General features: G+C 57.1%; 27 protein-coding genes and 1 tRNA gene. 18 read left to right on the top strand and 10 right to left on the bottom strand.

Features of this window, described 5'->3' with window-relative positions:
• Positions 1–1,272: a magnesium transporter MgtE N-terminal domain-containing protein gene (locus tag M504_RS00140; protein WP_047486599.1), complete on the bottom strand. Its 1,272-nt coding sequence runs from the start codon at positions 1,270–1,272 to the stop codon at positions 1–3.
• Positions 1,273–1,456: 184 nt separating this feature from the next.
• On the opposite strand from M504_RS00140, the gene M504_RS00135 reads away from it, so the two are divergent.
• From M504_RS00135 to M504_RS00120, 4 genes are all read left to right on the top strand, one after another.
• The gene (locus M504_RS00135) at positions 1,457–1,897 is read left to right on the top strand and encodes an ATP-binding protein (protein WP_047486597.1); all 441 of its coding nucleotides are present in this window, start codon (positions 1,457–1,459) and stop codon (positions 1,895–1,897) included.
• Between the two features lie 70 nt (positions 1,898–1,967).
• Entirely contained in the window at positions 1,968–2,315 is a 348-nt protein-coding gene (locus M504_RS00130; RefSeq protein WP_047486594.1) for an STAS domain-containing protein, read from the top strand.
• 233 nt (positions 2,316–2,548) lie between these two features.
• On the top strand, positions 2,549–2,959 hold the full coding sequence (locus M504_RS00125; RefSeq protein ID WP_232296091.1) for a peptidoglycan-binding protein: 411 nt from the start codon (positions 2,549–2,551) through the stop codon (positions 2,957–2,959).
• A 105-nt stretch (positions 2,960–3,064) separates the two neighbouring features.
• Entirely contained in the window at positions 3,065–3,622 is a 558-nt protein-coding gene (locus M504_RS00120) for a hypothetical protein (protein ID WP_052200756.1), read from the top strand.
• A gap of 2 nt (positions 3,623–3,624) precedes the next feature.
• On the opposite strand, the gene M504_RS22425 is transcribed toward M504_RS00120, so the two are convergent.
• Entirely contained in the window at positions 3,625–4,218 is a 594-nt protein-coding gene (locus M504_RS22425) for a septum formation initiator family protein (protein ID WP_232296090.1), read from the bottom strand.
• 19 nt (positions 4,219–4,237) lie between these two features.
• Here M504_RS22425 and M504_RS00110 point away from each other — a divergent pair, with 19 nt between their 5' ends.
• From M504_RS00110 to M504_RS00100, 3 genes are read left to right on the top strand one after another with little or no spacing between them, the layout of a single operon-like run.
• Positions 4,238–4,549: a hypothetical protein gene (locus M504_RS00110; RefSeq protein WP_156993369.1), complete on the top strand. Its 312-nt coding sequence runs from the start codon at positions 4,238–4,240 to the stop codon at positions 4,547–4,549.
• A 52-nt stretch (positions 4,550–4,601) separates the two neighbouring features.
• Complete coding sequence (locus M504_RS00105; protein ID WP_047486585.1) at positions 4,602–5,180, top strand: biotin transporter BioY; 579 nt, start codon at positions 4,602–4,604, stop codon at positions 5,178–5,180.
• A 44-nt stretch (positions 5,181–5,224) separates the two neighbouring features.
• The gene (locus tag M504_RS00100; RefSeq protein ID WP_047486582.1) at positions 5,225–6,082 is read left to right on the top strand and encodes a menaquinone biosynthesis family protein; all 858 of its coding nucleotides are present in this window, start codon (positions 5,225–5,227) and stop codon (positions 6,080–6,082) included.
• 52 nt (positions 6,083–6,134) lie between these two features.
• Here the strand turns inward: M504_RS00100 and M504_RS00095 are convergent, their stop codons facing one another.
• The 3 genes from M504_RS00095 to hemC form a co-directional block, all read right to left on the bottom strand.
• Complete coding sequence (locus M504_RS00095) at positions 6,135–6,782, bottom strand: sigma-70 family RNA polymerase sigma factor (protein ID WP_232296089.1); 648 nt, start codon at positions 6,780–6,782, stop codon at positions 6,135–6,137.
• A 95-nt stretch (positions 6,783–6,877) separates the two neighbouring features.
• The gene (locus tag M504_RS00090; RefSeq protein ID WP_047486579.1) at positions 6,878–7,627 is read right to left on the bottom strand and encodes a uroporphyrinogen-III synthase; all 750 of its coding nucleotides are present in this window, start codon (positions 7,625–7,627) and stop codon (positions 6,878–6,880) included.
• Positions 7,628–7,630: 3 nt separating this feature from the next.
• Entirely contained in the window at positions 7,631–8,728 is a 1,098-nt protein-coding gene (gene hemC, locus M504_RS00085) for a hydroxymethylbilane synthase (RefSeq protein ID WP_047492771.1), read from the bottom strand.
• A gap of 141 nt (positions 8,729–8,869) precedes the next feature.
• On the opposite strand from hemC, the gene M504_RS00080 reads away from it, so the two are divergent.
• Entirely contained in the window at positions 8,870–10,513 is a 1,644-nt protein-coding gene (locus M504_RS00080) for a hypothetical protein (protein WP_232296088.1), read from the top strand.
• A 75-nt stretch (positions 10,514–10,588) separates the two neighbouring features.
• Here the strand turns inward: M504_RS00080 and M504_RS00075 are convergent, their stop codons facing one another.
• The 4 genes from M504_RS00075 to M504_RS00060 all read right to left on the bottom strand — a co-directional run bounded on the left by M504_RS00075 (position 10,589) and on the right by M504_RS00060 (position 13,267).
• Entirely contained in the window at positions 10,589–10,807 is a 219-nt protein-coding gene (locus tag M504_RS00075) for a hypothetical protein (RefSeq protein ID WP_047486574.1), read from the bottom strand.
• A 4-nt stretch (positions 10,808–10,811) separates the two neighbouring features.
• On the bottom strand, positions 10,812–11,069 hold the full coding sequence (locus tag M504_RS00070) for a hypothetical protein (RefSeq protein WP_047486572.1): 258 nt from the start codon (positions 11,067–11,069) through the stop codon (positions 10,812–10,814).
• A gap of 87 nt (positions 11,070–11,156) precedes the next feature.
• Positions 11,157–12,407, bottom strand: a complete 1,251-nt coding sequence (hemA, locus tag M504_RS00065) for a glutamyl-tRNA reductase (RefSeq protein WP_047486569.1) — start codon at positions 12,405–12,407, stop codon at positions 11,157–11,159.
• Positions 12,404–13,267: an inner membrane protein YpjD gene (locus M504_RS00060; protein WP_369792880.1), complete on the bottom strand. Its 864-nt coding sequence runs from the start codon at positions 13,265–13,267 to the stop codon at positions 12,404–12,406. Before M504_RS00060 ends, hemA begins: the two co-directional genes overlap by 4 nt.
• Positions 13,268–13,327: 60 nt before the next feature.
• Here M504_RS00060 and mutS point away from each other — a divergent pair, with 60 nt between their 5' ends.
• The 5 genes from mutS to M504_RS00035 all read left to right on the top strand — a co-directional run bounded on the left by mutS (position 13,328) and on the right by M504_RS00035 (position 20,328).
• Positions 13,328–16,003: a DNA mismatch repair protein MutS gene (gene mutS / locus M504_RS00055; protein ID WP_047486566.1), complete on the top strand. Its 2,676-nt coding sequence runs from the start codon at positions 13,328–13,330 to the stop codon at positions 16,001–16,003.
• On the top strand, positions 16,000–17,187 hold the full coding sequence (locus tag M504_RS00050; protein ID WP_047486563.1) for an anhydro-N-acetylmuramic acid kinase: 1,188 nt from the start codon (positions 16,000–16,002) through the stop codon (positions 17,185–17,187). Before mutS ends, M504_RS00050 begins: the two co-directional genes overlap by 4 nt.
• Positions 17,184–18,713, top strand: coding sequence for an ABC transporter substrate-binding protein (locus M504_RS00045; protein WP_047486561.1), 1,530 nt, complete (start codon positions 17,184–17,186; stop codon positions 18,711–18,713). The genes M504_RS00050 and M504_RS00045 overlap by 4 nt, the downstream gene beginning before the upstream one ends.
• A gap of 107 nt (positions 18,714–18,820) precedes the next feature.
• Positions 18,821–18,894: transfer RNA gene (locus tag M504_RS00040), tRNA-Gln, on the top strand.
• A gap of 204 nt (positions 18,895–19,098) precedes the next feature.
• On the top strand, positions 19,099–20,328 hold the full coding sequence (locus tag M504_RS00035; RefSeq protein WP_047486558.1) for an integrase arm-type DNA-binding domain-containing protein: 1,230 nt from the start codon (positions 19,099–19,101) through the stop codon (positions 20,326–20,328).
• Between the two features lie 80 nt (positions 20,329–20,408).
• On the opposite strand, the gene M504_RS21655 is transcribed toward M504_RS00035, so the two are convergent.
• Complete coding sequence (locus M504_RS21655; protein ID WP_084213954.1) at positions 20,409–20,756, bottom strand: AlpA family transcriptional regulator; 348 nt, start codon at positions 20,754–20,756, stop codon at positions 20,409–20,411.
• Positions 20,757–20,931: 175 nt separating this feature from the next.
• Here M504_RS21655 and M504_RS00025 point away from each other — a divergent pair, with 175 nt between their 5' ends.
• From M504_RS00025 to M504_RS00005, 5 genes are all read left to right on the top strand, one after another.
• Entirely contained in the window at positions 20,932–21,111 is a 180-nt protein-coding gene (locus tag M504_RS00025; RefSeq protein ID WP_198137483.1) for a hypothetical protein, read from the top strand.
• A 406-nt stretch (positions 21,112–21,517) separates the two neighbouring features.
• A complete protein-coding gene (locus M504_RS00020; RefSeq protein ID WP_047492753.1) occupies positions 21,518–22,936 on the top strand; it encodes an alpha/beta fold hydrolase in 1,419 nt (472 codons plus the stop codon).
• Positions 22,937–23,179: 243 nt separating this feature from the next.
• Positions 23,180–23,539, top strand: coding sequence for a PadR family transcriptional regulator (locus M504_RS00015; RefSeq protein WP_052200133.1), 360 nt, complete (start codon positions 23,180–23,182; stop codon positions 23,537–23,539).
• Positions 23,536–24,666, top strand: coding sequence for an alpha/beta fold hydrolase (locus M504_RS00010; RefSeq protein WP_047486554.1), 1,131 nt, complete (start codon positions 23,536–23,538; stop codon positions 24,664–24,666). The genes M504_RS00015 and M504_RS00010 overlap by 4 nt, the downstream gene beginning before the upstream one ends.
• Positions 24,667–24,943: 277 nt before the next feature.
• Positions 24,944–25,316 (top strand): hypothetical protein (locus M504_RS00005; RefSeq protein ID WP_047486552.1); only part of this gene is annotated, 373 nt, incomplete at its 3' end.

Raw genomic sequence — 25,316 nt, 5'->3', positions numbered from 1 at the left:
TTAGTGCCCCGCCCTTAGCAGAGCAATTACGTGTTCCGGATAGATAACGCCTGCGAGCTGACGGTCGTGATCCAACACGGCAAGCGAACGCAGGTTGTATTTATCGAATTGCTCAGCAATGGCGCGGCTTCCCGCATCAATGGAACAGGTGTGCAAGTGTGCTTCCTTCACATCGATCAGCTTCGTTTCAGCATTCGAAAGTGCAAGTTTCGCCAAGGTAACTGCACCTTTCAATCGACCATCCTGGTCCAGTAGAAAGACCTCGTTCACCGTGTCCAGATCGCCTTCGTAGCTGCGCAGTGCTTCAATGGCCTGGTACACATCGGCATCTTCCGGAACGGCAACGTACTCCGTGGTCATGCGGCCTGCGGCCCAGTCTTCCGGAAACTCCAGAAGCTCTTCGACCTCGGCACGCTCTTCTGGTTCCATCTCAAGAAGAATTTCTTCGGAACGCTCTTCAGGCAGCTCTGCAAGAAGATCCGCAGCAGCGCCGGGATCCATCTCTTCCACGATGTCGGCAACGCGGCTGGACTCCATGCCTTCCAGCAGCGAACGTTGCAGCTTCGGATCGACTTCTTCCAGCGCTTCGGCTGCAATCTCTTCGTTCAACGAACCGAAAACTGCCTCGCGCTCTGCGGGTGCGAGTTCTTCCAAAATGTCCGCGATGTCCGACGGATGCATGGTCGAGAGGCGGTCGCCTTCGATCTTCAAACGCACGCGGCGCGCGGGATCGCGGTCGATGAGATCGACGAACTCCCAAGGAATGACGCGGGGTTGAAAGCGATGCGCCATCGCGTCCACCGCATTCAGTGGAAGGCCGCGGAGCAGGCGCCGAACCGCGCCGCGCATGCCCACTTCCACCTCGGCAATGCGCAGGCGGTGGAGTTCGTCGTGTATCTCCCAGACCAGGTCGACGTCGTTCACTCGCACCACTTTGTGACCGTGGACGTCGATGATCTGTTGGTCGAGCAGATCGCGCTCCAGCAAAACGGAGGCATGCGGAATATCGACGGGTGCCGGTCGCTCCTCACCCTGCTTCAGGTGAAGTTCGCCGGTGTGGCTGAGATGCAGTGCCTGCAGGGGAACGGAGTACACCGGGCCACCGCGCAACCGGCCGGAGGCCGTCAGGAGCAGGCTGCTGATGTGGGTTCCGGAGTTCTCAGTAGCCACGACAAGTTCCGCAATGCGCCCCAGAACCACGCCATCGTGCGCTCGGACAGGAGCCCCCAGCAGCGAGGAGAGACTCGTGCGGCGAACCAGTTGATCGTTCATGCGTCACCGCTCCTCTCTGCCCGGAATCTGGTGCTTTTTTTGACTGCCCTTCCGGCAGTCTACCGAAGCTATCGCCATCGGCGAAATCACCGGCTCGTAACAATCGCCTGAGCAAGTTCCTTGACATTCCTGCGCCGGGAAAGCACACTGCCAGCAAGACCAAGCGGCCAGGGACCGAGACACGTTGCCCAATACACCTACAACACGGACAACCTTCACCCTGCCGTCCACGCTGGATACCGTGGACCGTGTGGAGCAGGAGGCGGAAACCTTCGCCAACCGCGCCGGATTCGCGGAAGACGACATTTCCAACATCGCCATGGCAGTCCGCGAGGCTGCTGTGAACGCCGTCATCCACGGCAACAGCTACAGCAGTGACAAGGAAGTGACTGCCAGCTTTGAAGCGAATGACGAAGACCTTGTCATCCGCATCAGCGACCAGGGTCCGGGCTTCAACGAGGAAGCCATCCCCGATCCTCTTTCGCCGGAGAACATTCTCCGCGGCTCAGGACGCGGGGTGTTCCTTATGCGAGCCTTCATGGATGAGGTACACTTTCGCCAACTGTCCCCGGGAACCGAACTGACTCTTATCAAGCACCGCATTCCCGCGCAGGACGCAGCCTGAACCACTTAACGACCGCAGATTTTCCAAGTTTCAATTTCGCCGATTCCTTCGGCAGGAGAGCACACAGACGATGAGCATCAAGGTAAGCACTCGCCAAGTTGACGGCGTTACGATTCTCGACTTGAGCGGCCGGATCACCCTGGGCGAAGGCTCCGTCACCCTGCGTGACACCATCCGCGATCTCGTCGCCAAGGGCGACAAGAACATCCTTCTCAATCTGGGCGACGTGTCCTACATCGACTCCTCGGGTATCGGTGAGCTGGTTTCCGCTTACACCTCCGTGAAGAACGCAGGCGGCGAGCTGAAGCTGCTGAACCTGACCAAGAAGGTGCAGGATCTGCTCCAGATCACCAAGCTGTACACCGTGTTCGACGTCCGTGACGACGAGACGCACGCTGTGGGTTCGTTCACTCGCTAATTCAGCCAATTTCACGTCCTGAAAAAGGGTCACTTCGGTTTGAAGTGACCCTTTTTCTTGCGTTTTGCTATCTGGACGCCAACTTCCGCCGATTTATACATGTGGCGCATTCCGTCCGGGAAAAACGTTCATTTTGCCGTCACATTCGGCTTGCGCCGGTGTTCTTTCACTGTGTAGTGTGGGTGAAACGGTCCACATTGCGGGCTAAGAAATTTCGGCTGTTTGAGGTATTCATGCGCTTTTATACGGCGTCCGCTGCGACTTTGCTCCTCTTCTCCACCATCCTCCCGTTACAGGCTTCCCGCGTGAAGCGCGGACCTACGGCGAAGCATAAAAAGACCCAGACTGCCACGCCGCATCAGCGTGCGATGGACGACAGCCGTGCCACGCAGATCCAAACGGCATTGGTGAAGGCTGGCTACCTGAAAGAAGCCAGCGGCCACTGGGATGCTGAGAGCCAGGCCGCCATGCAGAAGCTGCAGGGGGACAATGGCTGGCAGACGAAGCTAGTGCCTGATTCTCGCGCACTGATCAAGCTGGGCCTGGGACCGACTTCGCAGGCGACACCCTCCACGGTTCCTGTCGCGCTCTCAGAAGGCGGCGCCTCAACCTCAAGCGACGTGGAAGCGTTCGGCGGCAAATAAACGCAGTTCGACTCCCCACCGGGCCTCGATAGCCCCCTCTACAGCTATGTCGCAAGGCGCTATTCTAGGAATGTGAAGCGCCTCCTGCTCCCGGTTCTGTTTCTGATGTCTCTGTTTACCCTGAATGCCCGCGCGATCGAATTAAAAGTCTCCGCTGCGGCACTGGAACGCACCCTCAAAGAACAACTCTTCAATGCTCCGGATGCGCGCTACTACCTGCGCGGCGACCGCAATTCCGCGTGCTACGTCTACATCGATCAGGCGACGGTCAGCTTTCAGGATGATCGCGTGGTGGTGCATGTCAGCACGCATTCGCGTCTGGGTGCGGGTGTATTTGGCAAGTGCGTTGGTGTGGGATTCAACACCATGGCAGACGTTTCCGTGGTGCCGGAGGCAGAGGGCGAATCCATCGGTTTCCGCGACGCGCGCGTCGACCGCTTCACTGGCAACAAGGAACTGGATTTCCTGCTGGTTCCCTTCCTCCAACGCAAGCTGCCCGCCAGCATGAAACTGAATGCCGCAGAACTGCTACGCGCCGCACTGGCGAAATCGAAGGACAGCACCGGCTACAACGTAGCGCTGGATTCGCTGAAGGTGCATTCCATGCTGGTGTCGAAGGATCGCCTTACCGTTGATCTGGACGGTTCACTGCACGTGGACTGAGGCTACTTCGCAGCGGCCTTCTGATCAGAAGGCATTGTGTAAATCACTTCGCCGGGACGCGCATAGTGCAGCGCTTCTCGTGCCTCATGCTCAATGGCATCCGGATTGTTCGTCAGACGCTCCACATGACTACGCAGGCGTCCGTTGTCCTGCTCCAGCTGCTGGCTCTGCGTCTGCAAATCGCGCAGGTCGTGGCGCTTGTTCTGGTATGCCGTCAGGCCATTTTTTCCAAAAACAACGTGGTAACCAACCATGATGGCTAACAACGCCACGGCTCCCGTCGCCAGGCGGCGTCGGTTCCCGTAAAACACCTCGCATACACGGCCGATGTTGGCCGCAAATCCGCGGGGCCGCGTCGTCTTTTGCTGCGTTTCCACTTCCATCCAGTAGATGCGCGGATGGGACGCGATGCAAGAGGTGGCATCCCACTCGATACCTCCTTTTTGTAGTGAAAAACCTATCCATGATGCCAAATCAGGTGTAAGCCCGTGTCCTCTTTCGGAATAACTCTCACCGTTGTATTCTCGGTTGGTCTTGTCTATGCAGACACTCGCCCTGATCGCCGCCACATGTTGCATTGTTTTGCTCGTGAGCATCGCTGCTCTATGGCGAAACATGCGGAAGACGCGACCGCTAACTTCGTCGCAACAGAAGTTCAATATGCGCGAAAGACGGCAGCATCCGCGCACGGATCTGGCCGCCGGTGTCGTAGCGTCATCGCAGTCCGTTCGCGCACGCAATCGTGGACAAGGAATTCAGAAAGATACATCTGTGCTGGAAGTTCAGAATTCCCCGCTGCGGAAACGTTCGGACCGCGCCTATTTCAACGAGAACCTGGGCGACCTGCGCGACCCGGATATGGGTATCGCGCCGGCAGGTGGCGTACGTCGCCCCACAGGTACTCTGTCGAAACCCGAACACCGTTAATCTCGCATCGCCGTCACAGCCGGTACAATCAGGATTGAAAGGCACCTGACCCATGTCACGTATCTCTCTGTCTTCACTGCGTCCCGCTATCGCAGGCGAGTCGCGTTCGGTCTCATTTGTGTTGCAAGCATTGGCTGTTGTGGCCGCCAGCCTGTTTATCGCGCTGTGCGCGCACATTTCTGTGCCACTGCCGTTCACGCCGGTTCCGTTCACGCTGCAACCCTTCGCGGTGATCCTGGTGGGCATGCTGATGGGGCCGACTGCGGGCTTCGCAGCACTGGCTCTCTATCTGGCAGAAGGCGCGGCAGGTATGCCGGTCTTCACAACAGTCGGTCTGCCCGGCGTGGCGCGCCTATTGGGCCCCACGGGAGGCTATCTCTTCGCCTATCCTTTGGCAGCGGCGATTGCGGGTATTCCCGCTGCGCTGCGTTCGCGCCGTTACCTCAGCTTTGCTGCGGCAGGCGCTGCGACCATGCTGCTGGTTTACGCCTGCGGTGCGGCTTGGTTTAGCGTGTCGCTGCACGTTCCGTTCTCCACGGCGCTCGGTAGCGCTGTGACTCCGTTTGCTCTTGCAGACACCATCAAGGTCCTTGCTGCGGCAGGCATGGCTACCGCCGTGGCTCGTCGTTAAGCCGTAACTTTCTTCCCCCCACAACCTGAAGGACAAACAATTTCATGAGCACCACCACGACAGGCGTACAAGAGATCAAGGTGGCCCACAGCCCCGACTCCGACGACGCATTCATGTTTTACGGCCTTGCAACGAACAAGGTCCGCGTCCCCGGCTACAAGTTCACCCACGTTCTTACGGACATTGAAACGCTGAACCAGCGCGCCATTCATGATCCGTACTACGACGTGACGGCCATCAGTTTCCACGCCTATCCCTACCTGCAGGACGAGTACGCCCTGATGGCTTGCGGCGGCTCTGTGGGCGAGGGCTACGGCCCCATGATCGTGGCTCCGCGCAAGTACACCACGGACGAAGTGAAGAAGCTGAAGATCGCTGTTCCGGGCGAACTGACCACAGCGTTTCTGACGCTGCGCCTCTTCCATCCGGAAGTGGCGTACGAGGTCGTTCCGTTCGACCAGATCATTCCGCGCGTGGTTTCTGGCGAATTCGAAGCCGGCCTGATCATTCACGAAGGCCAGCTCACCTACGGCGACAACGGCCTGCACAAGATTCTGGACATGGGCCAGTGGTGGCGCGAACAGACCGACGGTTTGCCCCTGCCGCTGGGTGGCAATGCCATCCGCCGTTCGCTGGGACCGGAATCCATGCACATTGCCACACAGGCTCTGCGCGACTCCATTCAGCATGCGCTGGATCATCGCCCGCAGGCGCTGGAATACGCGATGCAGTTTGCGCGTGATCTGGATCCGAACCTGGCCAACAAGTTCGTGGGCATGTATGTGAACGAGCGCACCCTGAACTACGGCGACGATGGCCGCGAAGCCATCAAGAAGCTGTTGGACATGGGCTATGAGCGCGGCGTGATTCCGCACAAGGCCAAGGTCGATTTCATCGACTAATCCGACTTGCGAAGAACGAGAATAGGCATGGCGCAAGCCATGCCTCTCTTCATTAGCAGCGTTTGCAGGTGCAGTTTTCGCAGTGATGTTCGGCGCAGGCTCCACAGGAACGAATCAGCGCCTTGCGCAACGCCGCACGCGCACGATGCGCTCGCACCGCGGCGTTGTTGCTGGTCAGATCTCTCTTCTGCGCATAGGCGGCAAGCGGCTCGTCTGCCAGATCCACCTCGCGCAACAGATCCGCGTAGTCAGGCGACAGCGAATCCACCGCGGATTTCAAGCAGAGACATACCTCATCGCGAAGGTCGACAGGCGGCGTGGCGGCATCTTCCATCTCTCTCGCTAACACCGCGAGACCTTCGTTCTCCACGCTGTTTCGGCGATAGGAATCAATCACCGCGTTGCGCAGAACACGATAAAACCAGCCCACAACGGACTCGTGCTCCTGCACGTTGCCTTCGTGTTCCAGCGCACGAATATAGGCCGCCTGCAGAATGTCTTCTGCCTTGTTGCGGTCGTGCAGACGACGCTCCAGAAAGGTAAGAAACTGCGCACGGTGTTCCAGCAGCGTGTCGAATTGTGTCGTTACGGGCATGGCAGCGGCTACAGAATGAGATGTTCCGTAGCCGCCTGAGGAACTAACCATTCCGCTTGCATCCACAAATGACGCAGACACAGACTTCACCGCATTGACATTCATTGCACTTCATTTGGTCTCTCCTTCAGAGCCGTGATGTGGGCTCACAAGGAAACACGCAGCGGGCGGGAAAACCTTACACCCATCGCCAAAGATTCTTAGCCGCGATGCCGAAGCGCCGTCGCAACGGCAGAAGCCAGCGATATGACAGTAGCCTCTCGTGCCTCTACCGTAGGCCTCAGTCCCTGCTCCTTGAGCGATGCGGTGGTGATGGGACCGATGGACGCCAGCACCATCTCTTTTGGAAGAGACAAACCGGCGGCGTGCAACAGAGCGAACAGATTCTGCACTGACGACGAACTGGTGAAGGTGATGGCGTCTACCGTGGGCAGTTCGCGCTTCAACCGCTCCACCGATTCCGTAGGAATCACCGTGCGATAGGCGGGGGCCAGAGTCACTTCTGCGCCAGCCTCTTCGAGTATTTCGATCAGGACGTCTCTTCCCTGCTCGGCGCGCACCAACAGCATGGAGGCACCACGTGCGTGTGGCAACAGCGACTTCGCGAGGGACTCCGCAATCGCCGTCTGCGCCTGCAGGCGTACGGGAAAGCCTGCATCGCGCAGCGCTTTGCTGGTGGCGGCGCCAATGCTAGCAATGCCACAGGTTAACGGCACAGCTTCGTCCTCAAGCCGCTCAGCAAAGACAGCGACCGCATTCGCAGAGGTGAAGAGTATCCAATCGAACTCATCCAAGCGAATAAGAACGCGGTCGAGCGTGGCGTATTCATCACTGGGAGGTGCAAGCGCGATGGTGGGTACGGATGCCACGCGCAGGCCATGAGCGGCCAACGCATCGCCCAATGCCGAGGCCTGATGCGGGGCGCGAGTGACCAGAACGCGGGGAGCCAAGCGTTACTCGGCCTCCACCCCGGCAAAGCCTTCCGCCAGCACCTCACGTGCGCCCTGATCGATCAGAACCTTCGCGCCACGCGAACCAAAGCTCTCTGCGGATTCGCCTTCTGCGGCGTATAGCATCGCAGTCACTACGCATTCGCCATCGGGCGCCGCCACTACTGCGTGGAGCTTCGCGCGGCCCTGTTCCTGAATGCACAGCGCGCCAACGGGCAACGAGCATCCCCCACCTAACGCGTGCAGCAGCCAACGCTCGCTTTCTACGGCGTAACGCGTGGTCCCATCGTCCAGCACCTGGATAGCAGCAATGGTCCTTGCGTCGCCAGCGCGTGTTTCAATCGCAAGCGCACCCTGCCCCGGTGAAGGACACAGCATCTCTGGATCAAAACGCTGACGAATCCAGTCCGCCTGGCCCGGAAGCTCTTCTCCGTGGTCGTGGTCGGCAAGATGATCGTGATCCGGATGCGTGACGCATTCGATGTGCGGCGCGCGGCCAAACTCCGGATGCTGCGGATCGAGCTCCACGGGTTTCAACAGCCTCGTTCCAAGACGATCGATTCCCGCGGCGGCCAGCACCAGGGCATCGCAATCCCCACGTCCCAGCTTGCGGATGCGCGTGTCGATGTTGCCGCGGATGGCTACAAACTGGAACTCTGGATTGAGAGCGCGCAACTGCGCCATGCGACGTGGTGATGTCGTGCCAATACGCGCATTCGCAGGCAGCGTGTGAATCTGCAGCCAGTCCGGAACCAGCAGAACATCACGCGGATCGGCACGTTCCGGAATCGCCGCCAGCGTGAACTGTGCATCCAGCTCCGTGGGAAGATCTTTCAACGAATGGACCGCAAGGTCAATCGTTCCAGCCGCAAGTGCTTCTTCAATTTCCTTGATGAAGATGCCTTTGCCGTCCACATTGGCTGGTGTTTTGCCATCGGGGCCGATGATCGTCGCGGCAAAGGCGGGGTCCTGCATACGGTCCCCCGTGGTGCGGATAATCAGAATCTCAGTGGTGTGTCCCAGCGCGCGCAGGTGCGCAGCGATGTGATTGCTTTGCCATAACGCGAGCCGCGAGCCGCGGGAACCAATTCGCAGGTGCATGGAGTGATCATACTGCGGCCCGGAACGCCTGCCCACTCCCGCACCGCGGCTATACCCCGCGACCATCCTTTGCATCAGAAGCAAACAAGCTGTCGATTTTGTCCATCCCGGCAAAAGCTGTGCGGCTGGAGGAAGTTCGTGGTGAATGAGGAAACTGCAGCACGCCCGCCTTTAAAACGGCGTGGGGTCTGGCGGTGGATAGCAATTGGCGCACTGATTGTCCTCGCTGTCTTGATCGTCGTTGGCAACGTTATGGTGCATCGCGCAGGCCCTATCCTGAAGGGCCGAGTGATTGACACGCTAAGCACCCGATTTAACAGTCGCGTGGAGCTGGATACCCTCGACGTCTCATTGATGAAAGGGCTGGAAGTATCCGGCACGGGGCTGCGTATCTATGCGCCAGATGACGTTGTCGCTGCTGGTGCAACGGACCCCCTGATTGCCATGGAACACTTCCGCTTCCATGCTCCCCTTAGTGGATTATTTGTGAAGCCAACCCACGTTGGCACGGTCTACGTGAGCGGCATGCAGATTCACATTCCGCCGAGAGAAGCGCGTGCCGCCGCTCCGTCGAACCCAAATAAGAAGAAAGGCAAGATTGAGATTCTCGTCGATCAGATTGAGGTGGAGAACTCGCACCTGATCATCGGCACCTTCAAGCCAGATAAGGATCCGAAGCACTTTGAACTGCAACACATCCGTATGCGTGATATTGGTCCGGAACGACCGTGGAAATATGACGCTGTGCTCGTCAATGCCATCCCCAAAGGCGATATTCACGCCACTGGCGACTTTGGTCCGTGGAATAACGAAGAGCCCGGCGACTCGCTGGTAAATGGCAACTACACCTTCGACAATGCCGACCTGGGAACAATCAAGGGCATAGGCGGAATGCTTTCTTCGACCGGAAAATTCGACGGCCAGCTTGATCGCATCATCGCGGATGGCACAACCCACACACCGGATTTCACGCTCGACACGGCAAACTATCCAATGCCGCTGGACACCACCTTCCACGCCATCATTGACGGCACCAGTGGCGACACCTATTTGCAGCCGGTGCAGGCAAAGCTGGGGAGTTCAGAGTTCACCTGCTCTGGCGCCGTGGTCAACGTAAAGGGCAAAGGCCACATCACCGATCTGGATGTAAACATCCCCAACGGCCATCTGCGTGATTTCCTGATGCTTGCGGTGAAGACAAAGCCACCTATCATGCAAAGCAACATTGGCATGAAGATGCATCTGCGTATTCCGTACGGCAAAGAGAGCGTAACGAAAAAGTTGGAGATGAACGGCGGCTTCACCCTCCGCAATATCCACTTCACCAACCCTAAGGTGCAGGACAAGGTGGACATGCTGAGTCTGCGCGCGCAGGGCGATCCCAAAGCTGCCAAACCCGGTGCACCCGACGTCACCTCCAACATGCAGGGCAAACTCGTAAGCCGCAACGGAAGTCTGAGGTTTTCCACGTTGCACTACACGCTTCCCGGTGGAGAAGTAAACCTGGAAGGCACGTACAGCATGGATGGCAAACAGTTTGATTTCTTCGGCAAGGTACGCACCGAGGCGAAGGTGTCACAGATGATCGCCTCAAAGTGGAAGAGTCTTCTGCTGAAGCCTGTCGATCCGTTCTTTCATCACAACGGCGCAGGCGCAGAGATTCCGGTGAAGATCACCGGCACCCAGGATGAACCGCACTTCGGCTTCGACCTGCATCACAAATCGCCTGAAGAAGAAAAGAAGCGCAAGGACGAAACCGCGAAGGACGGTGGCGTTGTTATGTAGTTCACTCTTACGGCTCAGCAAAGGAAAAGGCGGCTCAGATGGGCCGCCCTTCCCTTTGTTATTTACGGTGAAGAACTATTGCCGATGATGTGTCTTGCCGTTCCGTCTGGGGTCCTGTGGTGGTTGCCGGATCGCATCTGTTTCCAGCCCCTGCTTGCCTACATTCACCGGAGATGCCTTTACGCTGCCCTGACTTCCAAGGTGCGCCGCGTAAGAATGCGCGTGTGCCTTGTCGTTTCCGGGAACCGCATCCTCGCGGCCCGCGTGCATCTTCGTATTGTCGATCGATGCCATAAGCTCAGTCCTCCTTCGTTAGAACGTCAAGCGCGGTTTTCATCTCATCCGGACGACTGCCGCCCATATTGAGCGGTTCGTCGCCGAAATCCTGCGCGCCATAATCGTAGTCGCTTCCGCCGTAGGTATTCTGTTTGCCCTGCAGCGGAGCGGCTCGTTGTTCCTGATTGAGATCCCAACCCATCTCATGGGCCCGCTCGGCAGCAACACCGCGTGCGTGCTCTCCGAAGCCCCTGGGTTCGTGGAATTGTGCATTATTCACGGCTCGTCACCTCCACTCTCTCCTGAGATGAGAGTTTCAGAACGAAGGAGAGAGTAGAGAAAGCGCAAAATGCGCCACAACGAAAAATTAGCGATCGCGTGAAAACATGCGACGAATAATGTCCACCGCAGCGGCATCGCCGTCATTCGCGCTCTTTCGCAGGCCGGTCATAGGAGCGTGCAGGAATTTGTTCATCATGGAACGCGTCAGCGCTTCCACGGCCTCCTGCTGCTCTGCGGTCAAACCGGCTAGCCTTGCGCGCGCACGATCCAATTCCGCAAGGCGCAGTTGCTCCGCATGTTGCTGTAAAGCTAGGATGCCGGGAACAGCGTCCAGCGTCTGTAAACGTTGCTGATACCGGCTGACTTCGTCGGAGACGATGCGTTCCGCCGCCGCCGCCTCTTCGGATCGCGCCGTCAGATTCTCTGCGGCTACCTGCTGCAGGTCGTCCACGGAGTAAACAAACGCTCCATCCACACCGTTTACTGCGGGTTCCACGTCGCGAGGCACGGCAATGTCGATAAAGAACACGGGCCGTCCGCGACGCTTGTGCAGAATCTCCTGCGCATCGCGCACGTTGAACAAGTGCTTATGCGAGCCGGTGCCGGTCACGATAATGTCGGCCTTTGGCGCGTGCTGGTGCAGATCGGCAAAAGGCACCGCAAGGCCGTGAAACTGCTCTGCAAGTTTTTGCGCGCGCTCCGGCGTGCGATTCGCAACCAGAATGCCGGTCGCTCCCTGCGCGATCAGGTGACGAGCAGCAAGTTCGCTCATCTTGCCAGCTCCTACCAGCAGAATCTGCTTCCCTTTCAGGGACCCGAAGATCTGCTTCGCGAGATCCGCCGCAACCGACGCAATGGATACCGACGAAGAACCAATTTCCGTCTCCGTGCGCACCTTCTTTGCGACCGTGAACGCTGACTGCAGAAGGCGTTCCAGCGTGGAGGAGACGGCACCCACTTCCCGTGCGACGGAATAGCTTTCCTTCACCTGGCCAAGAATCTGCGGCTCACCAACGACGAGGCTATCCAATGACGACGCAACGCGGAACAGATGGCGGACTGCCTCGTCCTCACGGAACTCGTACAGGTGCGGCGCCAGCGTGGATTGCGGCACCGCGAAGTAGTCCGAAAGAAACGCGCGAACATCGCTTGCAGACTCATGCTCCGTAAGCAGTTCCACACGGTTGCAGGTGGAGAGGATCAACCCCTCATGCACGCCCGGATGCTGCACCAGCGAACGAATCGCATCGGCAAGCTGATCCGGCGCGATGGCGAGGCGCTCGCGAACATCAATCGGCGCGCTCTTGTGGTTTACACCCAGCAGGCTCAGGCTCACGGGCGCCCCGCAAACTGGTGCACGCTGCTCACCTGGTCTGCTGACCAAACGGCGAGCATGATGAAGAACACAAACGACGACAGCCACACGGCGCGGCGTCCACGCAGACCGCTGGATTTACGGATGGCAATCATCGCCACGTAGGCAATCCACATGGCGAAGCTAAGCAACACCTTCGGATCGCGAAAGTACGACGCGCCATACGTCATCTGCGCCAGGGCTGTGCCGATCAGCAGGCCCGCCGTCATGCAGGGCAAACCCACCAGCAATGACTTCAGCGCGATTTGGTCCGTTGTCTCCAGCGGCGGCAGCTTACTGAGAATGCCTCGAGACGAACGCGACTTCAGCCTGCGCTCCTGAATCAGATACAGCACACTGGCCAAAACGCTGACAGACAACGCCGCATACGCCGCCAACAGCAGCCCGATATGCAGCCACAGCCATGCGGAATTCATCAACGGCACGGTGATGTCATGCGTTCCGGGTGCAAAGGCGGGCAATAATCCCAACAGAAACACGGCAGGCAGCAGGACCACGCCCACAGTCAGTGTCCGATAGGCCGCGTAGACCAGTAGAAACGCCGCAGCCAGAAGCAGCCCCAAAGCCGCCTGAATCTCACTCGCGTTGACCGGAACAAGATGATGCGCGGATCGCAGCATCTCCGCAACGGAGACGAAATGGAATAGCAAAGCCGCCACCGTCGCCGGGATGGCCACAGCTCTCCACCGGGGACGGTCATACAGCACCGCAGGCAGCACCGCCAGTGAGGCAACGCCATACAGTACAACAGCGACTTTTAGCCAGAAAATCGACAAAGCGAACATGGCCCTGTGGCCACTATCCAGTATACCGTTTGTCATATTTCGCCCCCGTCCTCCACAGGCGGCAATCGCACACAAAACGGTATGCTGACAAGAGAGATGCCCCCGGAAAAGACTACCGTCGAAGGCGCCAAGCTTTCGCCCATGATGCAGCAGTTTGCCGCCGCCAAGGCCGCGCACCCCGATGCGCTGCTGTTCTTCCGCATGGGCGACTTCTACGAACTCTTCTACGACGACGCGATTGTCGCCTCCCGCGAACTGGAACTCACCCTTACAGCGCGCGACCGCGAACGCCAGCAGCCCATGTGCGGCGTCCCCTATCACGCCGCCGAAGCCTACCTGCAACGCCTGCTCCGCAAAGGCTATCGCATCGCCATCTGCGAGCAGATGGAAGACCCCAAGCTGGCCAAAGGCATCGTCAAGCGTGAAGTCACACGCGTTATGACGCCCGGTACGGCGCTTGATCCCACAGCAGCCGCCAGCGAAAACACCTTCCTTGCCGCGTTGACCGTCGGCGGGGATCGCAAGTCTTCCGGCGTGGCCATGCTCGATCTGTCCACCGGCGAGTTCCGCACCACCGAGTTCCGCGGCGTCAACGCTGTCAATCTTGCGCTGGAAGAAGTCGCGCGCAATCGTCCACGCGAAATCCTGTTGCCCGCGGGCCTGCATCTGGGCAACGGCCAGGCTGATCTGAACGGCGAAGACGATACCGAAGCCGATCTGCTTTCAGGCGTTCGTACACGCACGCCGGTGGAGGATTGGGTCTTTACCAGCGAATACGCGCTGCCATTACTGCAGAATCACTATCGAACGCATTCACTGGAAGGCTTCGGACTCGCAGGCAAAACATCTGCCGGCATTGCAGCGGGCGCGCTGCTGCATTACCTGCGCGCAACGAAGCATGATGAGATCGAGCATCTCGACGTGCCGCGCTTCTATGAGCGCACCACATGCCTTGAACTGGATGCGGTCAGCGTGCGCAATCTGGAACTCGTTGAACCTCTGTTCAGTGGAGAGAATCAGCAGACCACACTCTGCTACGCGCTCGATGCCTGCCGCACGCCGATGGGAAAACGTCTTCTGCGTGCAGTGATTCTGCGGCCATCCATCCATGCAGAAGAGATCGAAGCAAGGCACAATGCAGTCGCACAGGTGAAGAATGATCTTGCCGCACGTGAACGACTGCGTCGCGCCTTAGAAGGCGTGCTCGATCTGGAGCGACTGCTGGCACGTCTCGCTTTGGATTCCGCAGGACCTCGCGAAATCGTTGCACTCGGACGGACACTCGCCACACTACCTGCGATCCACGAAGCTTTGCATGACTTGCAGGACGGGCGCTGGTCCGCGCTCAAGAATAACTTCGATACGCTGGTCGATGTTTGCACACGCGTTGCGCAAGTGATTGTCGAAGAGCCACCACTGCGGCTTGGTGAAGGCGACTCCATTCAACCCGGAGTAGACGCCGAACTCGACGAACTTCGCGGGCTTTCGCGCAGTGGACGCGAAGCGATCGCAGCCATTGAAGAACGCGAACGCACGCGCACCGGCATCAACAGCCTGAAGGTTCGTTTCAATAACGTCTTCGGTTACTACCTTGAGATCACCAAGGCGAACCTTGCCAACGTCCCTGCAGATTACGAACGCAAACAGACATTGGTGAATGCGGAACGTTTCACCACACCCGAGCTGAAAGATTACGAACGCAAGATCCTGACAGCGCAGGAACGGCTGGGAGAAATTGAACGTCGTATCTTCGCCGCATTGCGACGTGAAGTGCTCGACGCAGCTCCGCGTATGCGCGACACGGCTCGACGCCTTGCTGAGATTGATCTGCTGGCAAACTTCGCGCACATCGCAGCGTTGCGTGGATGGACTCAACCAGAAGTAATCGCAGACAGCACCGTTCTTGAGTTTGCAGAGGCTCGACATCCCGTAGTCGAACTTCGACTGGAAGAGAACGGCACGGGCCGCTTCATTCCCAACTCTGGCTATCTTGATAGCGACAACGGCCCGTCGCTCGCGCTCATCACGGGCCCCAACATGGGCGGTAAATCGACCTATCTGCGCATGGCCGCACTACTTGTCATCCTTGCCCAAAGTGGTTCGTTCGTTCCTGCTGCATCCATGAAGCTGGGGCTGGTCGACCGCATCTTCACGCGTATCGGTGCCAGCGATAACGTAGCGCGTGGCCGGTCCACCTTCATGGTGGAGATGACGGAAACCGCTGCCATTCTCAACTCCTCCACGCGTCGCAGCCTTGTCCTGCTCGACGAAATGGGACGCGGTACCGCCACATACGACGGCCTCTCGCTTGCATGGGCCACAGTCGAACACCTGCACGAACGCATTGGCGCGCGCACGCTGTTTGCAACGCATTATCACGAACTCACGCTGCTGGAAGAGAAGCTGACACGGTTGAAGAATCTGCGCGTGGCCTGTCGCGAAACTCCGCAGGGCATTGTCTTCCTGCATCACGTAGAGAGCGGCGCTGCCGACCGCAGCTACGGCATCGAAGTTGCCAAGCTTGCAGGCTTGCCGCGTGAGGTCATTGCACGCGCACGCGCCGTGTTGAAGATGCATGAGAAGGCGGAGTCTGCATCCATTGCGGCAGCCGGGCAAGCCGCGCAGCCAACAGCGTCGCCCATGCAGATGACCATCTTCACACCGCTCTCGCAGCGCGTTGTAGATCGCGTACGCGAGCTCGATGTAGACCGCATGACGCCCATGGAGGCACTGCAACTACTGGCCGAATTGAAGCGGGAGATTGCCGAATGAAGACACAGAAAGCGATGATCGTAGCTGGTGTGATGAGCGGTACATCTGCCGATGGTGTGGATGTCGCACTGGTTCGCATCACTCCAGCAAAAGATGCTGCGAAACCACGCCTGAAACTGCTCTCACATACAGAATTCGCCTATCCAAAGAAGCTTCGCGAAGTCGTACTCGCTTCTATGGACTCCCCTGCCATGAGCACCGCGGACTTCGCTCGTCTGCACTGGCGCCTTGGCGAGTTCTATGGCAACTGCATCATGCAAGCGCAAGAACAGAGCGGCATTCGTGCAAGACTTGCCGGTGTGCATGGACAGACGATCTACCACCAGGGCACACCAACGAAGTTCTTAGGAGAGCCGCTGCGCTGCACGCTACAAATCGGTGAAGCAAGCGAAGTATCGTCACGCACGGGCCTGCCTGTGGTCAGCGACTTTCGACCTGCCGACATGGTTGCGGGAGGGCAAGCCGCACCACTGGTGCCCATGTTCGATCGCGTCTTCTTTGCACACGCAAAGCGCAATCGTGTTCTGCAGAATCTTGGCGGCATCGCAAACATGACAGCCATTCCTGCAGGCACAGACAAACTGCTCGCCTTCGATAGCGGCCCCGCATCCATGGTGATCGACGCCTGCATGCAGCAACTCTTCGGCAAAACTTTTGACCGCAACGGAGCGACAGCGAAGCGTGGCAGCGTCATCCACGAAGTGCTCACCGATGCATTGAAGCTTCCCTACTTCCACTTACCAGCACCGAAAAGTTGCGGACGCGAAGAGTTCGGCAAAGCTTATCTCGAACGCTTCATCGCTGCCTGCCGTCGACATACTGCGAAGAACGAAGACATCATCGCCACCGCGACGGCACTCACGGCGGAAAGCATCCTCGCGGCCTATCGCGCCATCGTATGGCCATTCCTCGGGCAGAACGCTCCTCTCGCACAATCCACTGACTACATCGTTGCGGGCGGTGGTGCAAAGAACGCAACCCTGATGAAACTGCTGCACAACGGTCTGGAACCACTAGGCGTCACTGTCAGCACGACCGACGATTTCGGCGTCCCTTCACAGGCAAAGGAAGCCATGGCCTTCGCGCTCCTGGCCTGGCTGCGCTGGCACGAACGTCCCGGCAACGTCCCTTCCGCTACCGGAGCTGCGAGGCCCGCAATTCTGGGAAGGATCACGCTGCCATGAGCAAGCCCGTCTTCTCCGCGGCGCTTCTACTTAGTCTCCTGCCGTTGGCAGCGTGCCACGAGCGTCCTGACCGCGACACCGTTGTCGTCGACATTGAAAACTCACCGACCAATCTTGATATTCGTATCGGTTCTGATGCGCAGGCGGAACACATCGGAGCGCTACTCTTCGATTCCATTGTTCGCAAGGATCAGCATTACAACCTGCAACCCGCGATTGCCACTGCGTGGGAGTGGCACGATCCGCTAACACTGGTGTTGCACATCCGCGATGGCGTGCACTTTCACGATGGCAAGCTGCTCGACGCCAGTGACGTCGCATGGTCCATCGACTCGATGCACAACGGTGCAATCACCACGGCAAAAGGCGGCAACTTTGCCAGCGTCGATCGTGCAGAAGTTACAGACGCGCACACCTGCATCGTTCACCTGAAAAAACCAGATGCGAGCTTGCTCTTCAACATGAGCGATGAACTCAGCGCGGTCGTCGAGAAGGGCGCAGGGCAAAACATGGGCGATCATCCCATCGGCACTGGCCCGTTCCGCTTCGTGAGTGAGGAGCAGGACAAGGACGTGGTTCTGGAGCGCAATCCGAACTACTGGGGCGGCGCACCGTCGATCCCGCGCGTGCGCTTCGCCGTCGTTCCCGATGCCATCACACGAGCGCTCGAGTTGCAGAAAGGCTCTGCCGACGCGGCTTCCAACGCACTCACGGGCGACATGGTCGCAGTTATGCAAAAGGACCCTCGACTCGTTGTCGAAGCAAAGCCCGGCTCCATCGTTCTCTACATCACCTTCAACGCAACCGATCCGCAGCTACGCGATCCGCGCGTCCGGCAGGCGTTCGCGTACGCAGTGGATCGCCCCGCCATCATCCAAGCGCTCTATCATGGACAAGCCGAATCGCAGGACACCTTGCTACCGAACGGCCACTGGGCCGCACCGCGCGCAAACGATTCCCTCACGCGCTACGCGCACAACATTGTCAAGGCAAAGCAGCTTCTGGAAGAAGGGGGCTACCACGCAGACAAGAACGGAACACGCATTCATCTCACACTGAAGAGTTCCACTGATGACACGATGCGTCTACTGGCCGCCGTGGTGCAACAACAGGTGCGCGGCGCGGGCATCGAATTGTCGCTACGCCAGAACGAATTCGGCACCTTCTACTCCGACGTGACCAAAGGCGCCTTCCAGATGTACGTATTGCGCTGGGTAGGCTCCAACGAAGATCCGGATATCTTCCGCTACGCGTACAGTTCTGCGATGATGCCACCCAAAGGCTCGAACCGCGGCCATTACACGAACCCGCGCATCGACGCACTGATTGCCCAAGGCGCAGCGGAAATAGACAGCACAAAACGCCGCGCGATTTACCTGGAATTGCAGCGCATTCTGTCAGAAGACGAGCCAACATTGGTGCTATGGTCGCCGGATAATATCGTGGTTCACAGTAGGCACTTGCAGGGTGTTGTACCGGCATCGGCAGGCAGCTTCGGCTGGCTTCGCACAGCCACGCTCAACTAACGCGTCAGTTTGACTCAATCGCAAGTGTTTCGTACACTTAGAAAGTCAGTTGAGACGCGCACGCGACTCGCTTACGCATGCAAGCGGAAGCTCTTCCGCATCTGTGTTGCCCTCTCGTTCAATGGTAGGACCGACGACTCTGACTCGTCTAATCGGGGTTCGAATCCCTGGGGGGCAACCAATTTCCTTTTCTGGCGTACTTTCCCGGACTTCCTAGCATCTCCTCAGACTCCGAAAAGCCTCATCAATACAGATGTTTGCACGATTTTATCGTTCTAAACGGTCCTGAGCCGGTCCAATTGGTCCGGACTCCGCTGCGGGTACGGATGCGGGTATAGTGGGGACGAATTGCGGGTATCGCATCTTCCGCAGTTTGGAGGCAGACATGGCACTCACGACCCGCGAAATCGAGACTGCGAAGGCTACTGTAAAGCCATACAAACTGACCGACGGTAGTGGCCTCTGTCTACTCGTCACATCGTCTGGCTCCAAGCTATGGAGATGGCGATACTACTTCCAAGGCAAAGAGAAGATGATGGCCTTAGGCGAGTACCCTCTCGTCTCATTGAAGGAGGCTCGCGATCTACATTTTGCTGCCCGAAAGACACTGGGTAGCGGCGTTGATCCAATGGAGGAGCGCAAGGTAGACGCAGCAACAAAACAGGAACACGCCAAGACACTTCTTCGCCGAGCAGAAAGCAGCGTCGAGAAGGTAGCCCGAAAATGGTGGGACACTTGGTCCACTGGCAAATCACCCCGACATGCCGCTCAGGTCATGCGCCGTCTTGAAGCCGATGTCTTCCCCGTTATTGGGCACAAGTTTGTCGACGACGTGAAGGCAGCCGACGTTCGCGAATTAGTGCTTGCAATTGAGGACCGCGGCGCTCGCGATGTGGCGAAACGCGCCCAAGAAACCATTGGGCAGATCTTCCGGTTCGCCATTGCGAATGGATTGGCGACGCGTAATCCAGCAGCCGACTTCAAGCCATCGGACATCTTGAAACCCGCGATGGAGATGAACTTCGCGAGGGTGGATGAAAGCGATCTTCCGGAGCTGCTGGCGAAGATGTGGACCTACAAAGGCGACATTCTGACCATCTACGCGATGCGCCTGATGGCGTACCTGTGGGTGAGGACATCGGAGCTAATTGAAGCGGACTGGGCTGAATTCGAACTCGAGAAAGAAAAATGGGAGATACCACGTGAGCGCATGAAGAAGAGGCGCCCTCACATCGTGCCGCTGCCACATCAAGCCGTCACGATTCTCCGGGATCTCTCGATTCGCACAGGGAATGGAACGAAGGTGTTTCCTGGAGCGAATGATAAGGACAAGACGATGAGCAACAACACGATCCTATTCGCTCTCTATCGCCTGGGATACAAGGGCGAGATGACCGGACATGGATTCCGAGGAATTGCATCGACTGTTTTGTATGAGTCGAACCTGTTCGAAGAGGACTGGATCGAGATGCAGCTCGCTCATGTTGAAGAGAACAAGGTCAAAGGCGCATACAACAAGGCGAAATACATCAAGCAACGAGCGAAGATGATGCAATGGTGGGCGGACTATGTCGACACGCAGTTGGCCAAAGGAATTGCAGCGCTGGCGAACTAGACCATCGGTCGAGTTACGGATAAATTCATGAACGGCATATAGGCTGCCGGTTCGGATGTCCGCTGGAACAATTCGCGGCGCTAGGCCGTCTTCCTGAGGCTCCGAACCGTTTGATCCGATGCCTTGGTTGAATGGCGACGTTGCAAAGTTCTGAGACGAATTTGTTCTTCCGCCCAATCCCTGATTTCTTCTTCAATCCACCCCACTGCGCGTTTTCCGATCGGAACCGGAGACGGAAACGCTTCTCGTTTGATCATTTCGTAAATACTTGTTTTCGACAGTCCAACGGTATCCGTCACCTGTGGCAATCGAAGGAATCGACCACGACCGCGCAGAACATGCGAGTGCGCATCGGTCCCGATCTCTTTTTTCGTCAAGGGGACAAGAGAACCTACGATGGGAGATCGATCACCACGGTTTGAAGCCATAAAGAGTTCTCCGTAAGTCGTTTTGGCGTCCGCGAACGCCTGAGACTCTCAGCGTGAAACATCCATACGCTATGGTCTAATACTTTTTATTTATCGGCTGATTCGTCGGACGCATCGGTTTGGTGTGCGACGCGACATCGATACAACCACAATCATAAGAGGCGAAAGGATATCAATGCAGGTAACGATCGAAGGAAACGAACTTGTCATCAGAATCTCCATGCTGGAGACACCAACAAAATCAAAAAGCGGGAAGACGATGTTAGTAGCGACGAGCGGTGGGAACGTCGTAACGGATGCCATGGTCAATGGCCAGCCAGTTACAGTGGGACTAAACGCATACATCTCGAAGTAGTCCGTCGGCTCTCCGCGTTCATAGCGCGCTCAACAGTTCGTTACTTTTCAAAAGAGTCTCGGAGTCTCTTATCTGCGGTGAAGCCTTCTCGTTTCTCCTCCCCTACCACTGTCGATTAAGAGCCGAACCTAAGCATTGAGGATTCGACTTCAAACTATTGAATAGCAGCTACCTACAAACAGGTCGCCCGTACAGAAAACTATGACGTAAGCGCTGAATCTGTTGGCATGATTTGGGGTGTCACATCATAGCCATGTCATAGTGCCAGATAGTGGATAACCAATTGACGATAGGTAGTGATATGTCGGCTTCTCGCCAATGACCCGAAACTGATGGTAGCGGCATTTATTAGGATCAATCTCCTATTGGCTGAAACTTTCGAAGCCGAATGCGGTCTAAGCTGCACATGAAACTAACAGGACGGTTTTGCGGCCCCTCCTTGCTCATTTGTATGGCCTTGGTTTGCCGAGCACAGAAAGCTGAATTGCCTCGTGTTGACGATACTTCCTGCCTCTACACGCCAGGCGACGGATACGACACCCGTTGTGGTTACCTTGTTGTGGCCGAGAACCGTGGACATCCTGAAGGTCGTGTCATCAAACTTCCATTCATCTACGTAAAGAGCAAGAACAAGGCCCGGGCCCCTGATCCGGTGCTTTATACGGGCGGTGGTCCCGGGGTCAGTTCTCTGCATCCCGTGACTTCGATCTCTCGCCGATCATTACTGGTCGACCGGGACTATATTGCGTTCGAACAACGAGGGACGCACTTCGCACTGCCGAATCTAGAGTGTGACGGCGAAGGCACTGAGGTCCAGAGGGCGTATCTCGAACATCGGTCTCCGGATGCTGCACGGCTGGCAGCGGTGAGGGCGTGTCGTAAGAAGCTAGTTGAGCGGGGCATCGACCTATCTGCATACAGCACGGACGAAAGCGCAGCTGACATCGAAGATCTACGCAAGGTGCTCAAGATCGACTTAATCAATTTGATGGGGATTTCATACAGTGGTGGCATAATGATGGCCGTCCTGCGGAAGTATCCCGAGCACATTCGGTCACTCATCCTCGATTCGCCACTCCCGGAGTTCGTGAACATTGACGAGCAGGAACTAGCGAACTTCGATGAAGCTTTGACGATGGTATTGGATGGTGTGGACAGGAAGCTCACGCCCCAGTTTCGCGCCTACTTCAGTTCTATAGAGGGGAAAAGCTTTTCAATCCACTACCGGCTCAAGGATGGCCGTAATGTTGATTTGAGCTATGGTCGCAGTGAACTTTTGAGCATCCTGCATAGCAAGCTGGAGGACTACGACGGGATCAAGCAGATACCGCAGATTGTTCTCGACATGGTCAGTGAACGCGCAGAGCTATACGTGAAGGAATACTTCGACGGCGTGTTCGCAAATAACGGTGGCGTTTCGGGAATGCGCATCTCGGTCTATTGCTCGGACAAAATGGCATACGAAGATCCTGACCTGATTGCACAGCAGGAAAAGATGATGCCGTGGCTGGCGGGCTTTCATGTAAATGATGTATTCGGAGCCGTATGCCAGGAGTGGCACGTAAAACCGATCCATTCAGCAACCAAGAAGCCGTACTATAGCACCGTCCCGGTACTGCTTGGAGCAGGTGGACTGGATGACGCCTGCAGACCTCTCTACAACGATATGATCCACCACTATTTTCCCAACAGCCAGCGGTTATTGTTTACGAAGCGTATGCATGGGCCTCTGTTGAACTCCCTAGAAGGAGATCTATATATCCATGAGTTCCTCAATGCTCCAGACGACCACCTCGCGTCCAAACCCGACATCGACGTGTATTAACTCAAGGTAGATTTCTCGAAAACAAATTAGTACTGCGAAGTCGGCTTGCCATCAAAAGGCGTCAATGTTCGACAACGGCGTTTACCAGGAGCGATCAGACTGGCCAACCGCGCACGAGTTGGTTCAGCAAACTGGTGGCTTGAGCGCCTCCAAAGACGATAATTGTCGATCGACTGCAAGATCGACCATTGACACAGTATATCCATTCCCGATATATCTGCAATGGATATAGGGGGGGGCACGATGGAAACGCGCTCATTCGACGAATCTCTGCTTGAGAAACTTCCGTTGCCAACCGCATCCTTCTTTGTACTCTTCGCTCTGGCGGACGAAGAAAAGCATGGCTATCGCATCATGCAGGACATTCGCGAACTTTCTGAAGGAACATTTTCAATTGGCCCTGCGACGTTGTACACCACCATCAAAAAGCTAACGGAACAAAGCCTTATCACCGAGGTTCTCCACTCCGGCGACGAGAGGCGCAGAACCTATGCTCTGACCTCGACAGGAAAGCGCCTGCTCGGTGCCGAGTTTCGGCGTCAACAGGCTCTGCTCGACCTCGCACGGCACAGAAAACTTCTCAAAATTGGAGAGCAGAAATGAATCGCCTCGACCGGCTTCAATGCTTCCTCTTTGATCGCCTGCTCATGATTCAAAGCGACGATTTGATCGCTTACTACGGCGATGAAATGCGTTTGGTGTTTCGGGACGAACTTGAGCATGCACGGCAGCGAGGCGCCGAAGAGACGTTCCGAGTCTGGAGCGAAGTGCTCCGTGAGATATTCGTGCTCTGCGCTCCGCGAGCCTTGGCACGCGCACAACTCCTGCTCTCAGCAACACTCATTGCAAGTGTCATTACGATGGGCACTGTTTTTGGCTTCTGCACGATCGGGGAACCATCAATCGTGCATGCCTGCATCCAGCAGCCGTCCATCTCTCAGGGTTCCTCAACGCTTCAGAAGCCCGGCCGGTTGGTACAGCTTTCCAACGGTCAGCACATGTTTCTAGAATGCTCTGGAAATGAGAACGCGGTCCCTACCGTCATCCTCGTTACCGGGAGAGGTCTTGGCGCGGCGAATGCGTGGGGAAAGGTGCAGGAAAAAGTCAGCCCCCAAATCCGTGTGTGCAGTTACGACGCCATTGGAGTGGGACAGAGCGACCACCCGGAGAACGATGCGCATCCCGAACGTCGGCCTATCGACGCCGTCATTTCCGACGATCATGCTCTCTTCGCTGTGGCACAGCTGAAGAAGCCATACGTTCTCGTAGGAGCCTCAGACGGCGGCATCCTTGTGCGACGCTACCAGCAGGCGTATCCCCACGAAATTGCCGGGCTTGTCTTCGTCGATTCCGCACACGAGGAACAGGAGTGGCGGATTGCCGCCATCTCAAATGAGCTGGATCCCAATTGGAACAACCCTGCCTTTCTTCAGCAGAATGGATATCTTCCTAACCACGAAACGCTTACGTGGCACGCAGACATCCCTCTCAGCGTTCTGGAACGCACACAGAAGGCGCCTGCTTCAGCTTTCCCCACATTAAATCCGCAACAACTGACAGCGTTGAACGATGAATGGCACAACCATCAGGTGGACCTCGCGAAGCGTTCAGAACACGGGCGACTCATTGCAGTGCCTGATTCCGGCCATTTCATGCACCAACAGAACCCAGATGCTGTTGCCGATGCAATAGAGAAGGTCGTGGATGACGTGCGAGCACAGCGTAGATGAAAGACGTAGCAGTTCAATAACGAGAAGTCGGCTTGTCGTCAGTGATCCGGGCAAGCTTTCGCTAGGGCGTTTCTCGTTACTAGTCTGAGCGACTTCCGCAAAGTGGAACCGGGGAAATCCCCGGCTTTCGGTGAATTGAAACGCGGCTGTCGTCCTGGCAGCTCATCCATCGTACCCGTGGTGGCGCAGAGCTGTTCCACGAAAATGCGGCCCCGCGCGCGTCAAGGACGGTCAGTGCCTGCACGCGCTGTAGACTGAGTTATTCGCGGAGATCTACTTGAAACGCACATTTGGGTTTTTCTGTTTTTTGACCTTTGCCTTGTCCGCAGTCTGCCAGACTTCGTCTGCTCCACTCGTCGGTTACATCGGCGCTTATGAGTACGAAAACAATACACGCATCGACATCATCTCTGGCGCAGATCTCTTCGCGGTTCTGGATGAGGCAAAGTACAAGCTTCCGCGCCAAGAAGGTGACATTTTCTTGAATGGCGCGAGGGAACCGGTCAGCTTTCGCCGCGACGCCGCTGGAATTATCACTGGATTTGAAGAACGTGGCCATTTCTATCGACGGCTTTCCCCGACACCGTCCGCAGCCGCGCGTGGCCTTGCGACTCCACGCCCCAATGGCGATCTCCGCTATTCCTACAAGG

The sequence above is a fragment of the Terriglobus sp. TAA 43 genome, assembly GCF_000800015.1.
Lineage (GTDB): Bacteria > Acidobacteriota > Terriglobia > Terriglobales > Acidobacteriaceae > Terriglobus.
Note: the sequence above shows the minus strand (reverse complement) of the source record. Positions and strands in the feature narration are given on the sequence as shown.

Coding starts and splice junctions, on each gene's coding strand:
- M504_RS00075 (WP_047486574.1), bottom strand. CDS start 10,807: ATGGCATCGATCGACAATACGAAGATGCACGCGGGCCGCGAGGATGCG.
- M504_RS00120 (WP_052200756.1), top strand. CDS start 3,065: ATGTCTCTGTTTACCCTGAATGCCCGCGCGATCGAATTAAAAGTCTCC.
- hemC (WP_047492771.1), bottom strand. CDS start 8,728: ATGCACCTGCGAATTGGTTCCCGCGGCTCGCGGCTCGCGTTATGGCAA.
- M504_RS00045 (WP_047486561.1), top strand. CDS start 17,184: ATGAGCAAGCCCGTCTTCTCCGCGGCGCTTCTACTTAGTCTCCTGCCG.
- M504_RS00060 (WP_369792880.1), bottom strand. CDS start 13,267: ATGACAAACGGTATACTGGATAGTGGCCACAGGGCCATGTTCGCTTTG.
- M504_RS00025 (WP_198137483.1), top strand. CDS start 20,932: ATGCAGGTAACGATCGAAGGAAACGAACTTGTCATCAGAATCTCCATG.
- M504_RS22425 (WP_232296090.1), bottom strand. CDS start 4,218: ATGCTCACGAGCAAAACAATGCAACATGTGGCGGCGATCAGGGCGAGT.
- M504_RS00020 (WP_047492753.1), top strand. CDS start 21,518: ATGAAACTAACAGGACGGTTTTGCGGCCCCTCCTTGCTCATTTGTATG.
- M504_RS00095 (WP_232296089.1), bottom strand. CDS start 6,782: ATGAATGTCAATGCGGTGAAGTCTGTGTCTGCGTCATTTGTGGATGCA.
- M504_RS00100 (WP_047486582.1), top strand. CDS start 5,225: ATGAGCACCACCACGACAGGCGTACAAGAGATCAAGGTGGCCCACAGC.
- M504_RS00125 (WP_232296091.1), top strand. CDS start 2,549: ATGCGCTTTTATACGGCGTCCGCTGCGACTTTGCTCCTCTTCTCCACC.
- M504_RS00010 (WP_047486554.1), top strand. CDS start 23,536: ATGAATCGCCTCGACCGGCTTCAATGCTTCCTCTTTGATCGCCTGCTC.
- M504_RS00015 (WP_052200133.1), top strand. CDS start 23,180: ATGGAAACGCGCTCATTCGACGAATCTCTGCTTGAGAAACTTCCGTTG.
- M504_RS00140 (WP_047486599.1), bottom strand. CDS start 1,272: ATGAACGATCAACTGGTTCGCCGCACGAGTCTCTCCTCGCTGCTGGGG.
- M504_RS00110 (WP_156993369.1), top strand. CDS start 4,238: ATGCGGAAGACGCGACCGCTAACTTCGTCGCAACAGAAGTTCAATATG.
- M504_RS00035 (WP_047486558.1), top strand. CDS start 19,099: ATGGCACTCACGACCCGCGAAATCGAGACTGCGAAGGCTACTGTAAAG.
- M504_RS00105 (WP_047486585.1), top strand. CDS start 4,602: ATGTCACGTATCTCTCTGTCTTCACTGCGTCCCGCTATCGCAGGCGAG.
- M504_RS00050 (WP_047486563.1), top strand. CDS start 16,000: ATGAAGACACAGAAAGCGATGATCGTAGCTGGTGTGATGAGCGGTACA.
- M504_RS21655 (WP_084213954.1), bottom strand. CDS start 20,756: ATGGCTTCAAACCGTGGTGATCGATCTCCCATCGTAGGTTCTCTTGTC.
- M504_RS00130 (WP_047486594.1), top strand. CDS start 1,968: ATGAGCATCAAGGTAAGCACTCGCCAAGTTGACGGCGTTACGATTCTC.
- mutS (WP_047486566.1), top strand. CDS start 13,328: ATGCCCCCGGAAAAGACTACCGTCGAAGGCGCCAAGCTTTCGCCCATG.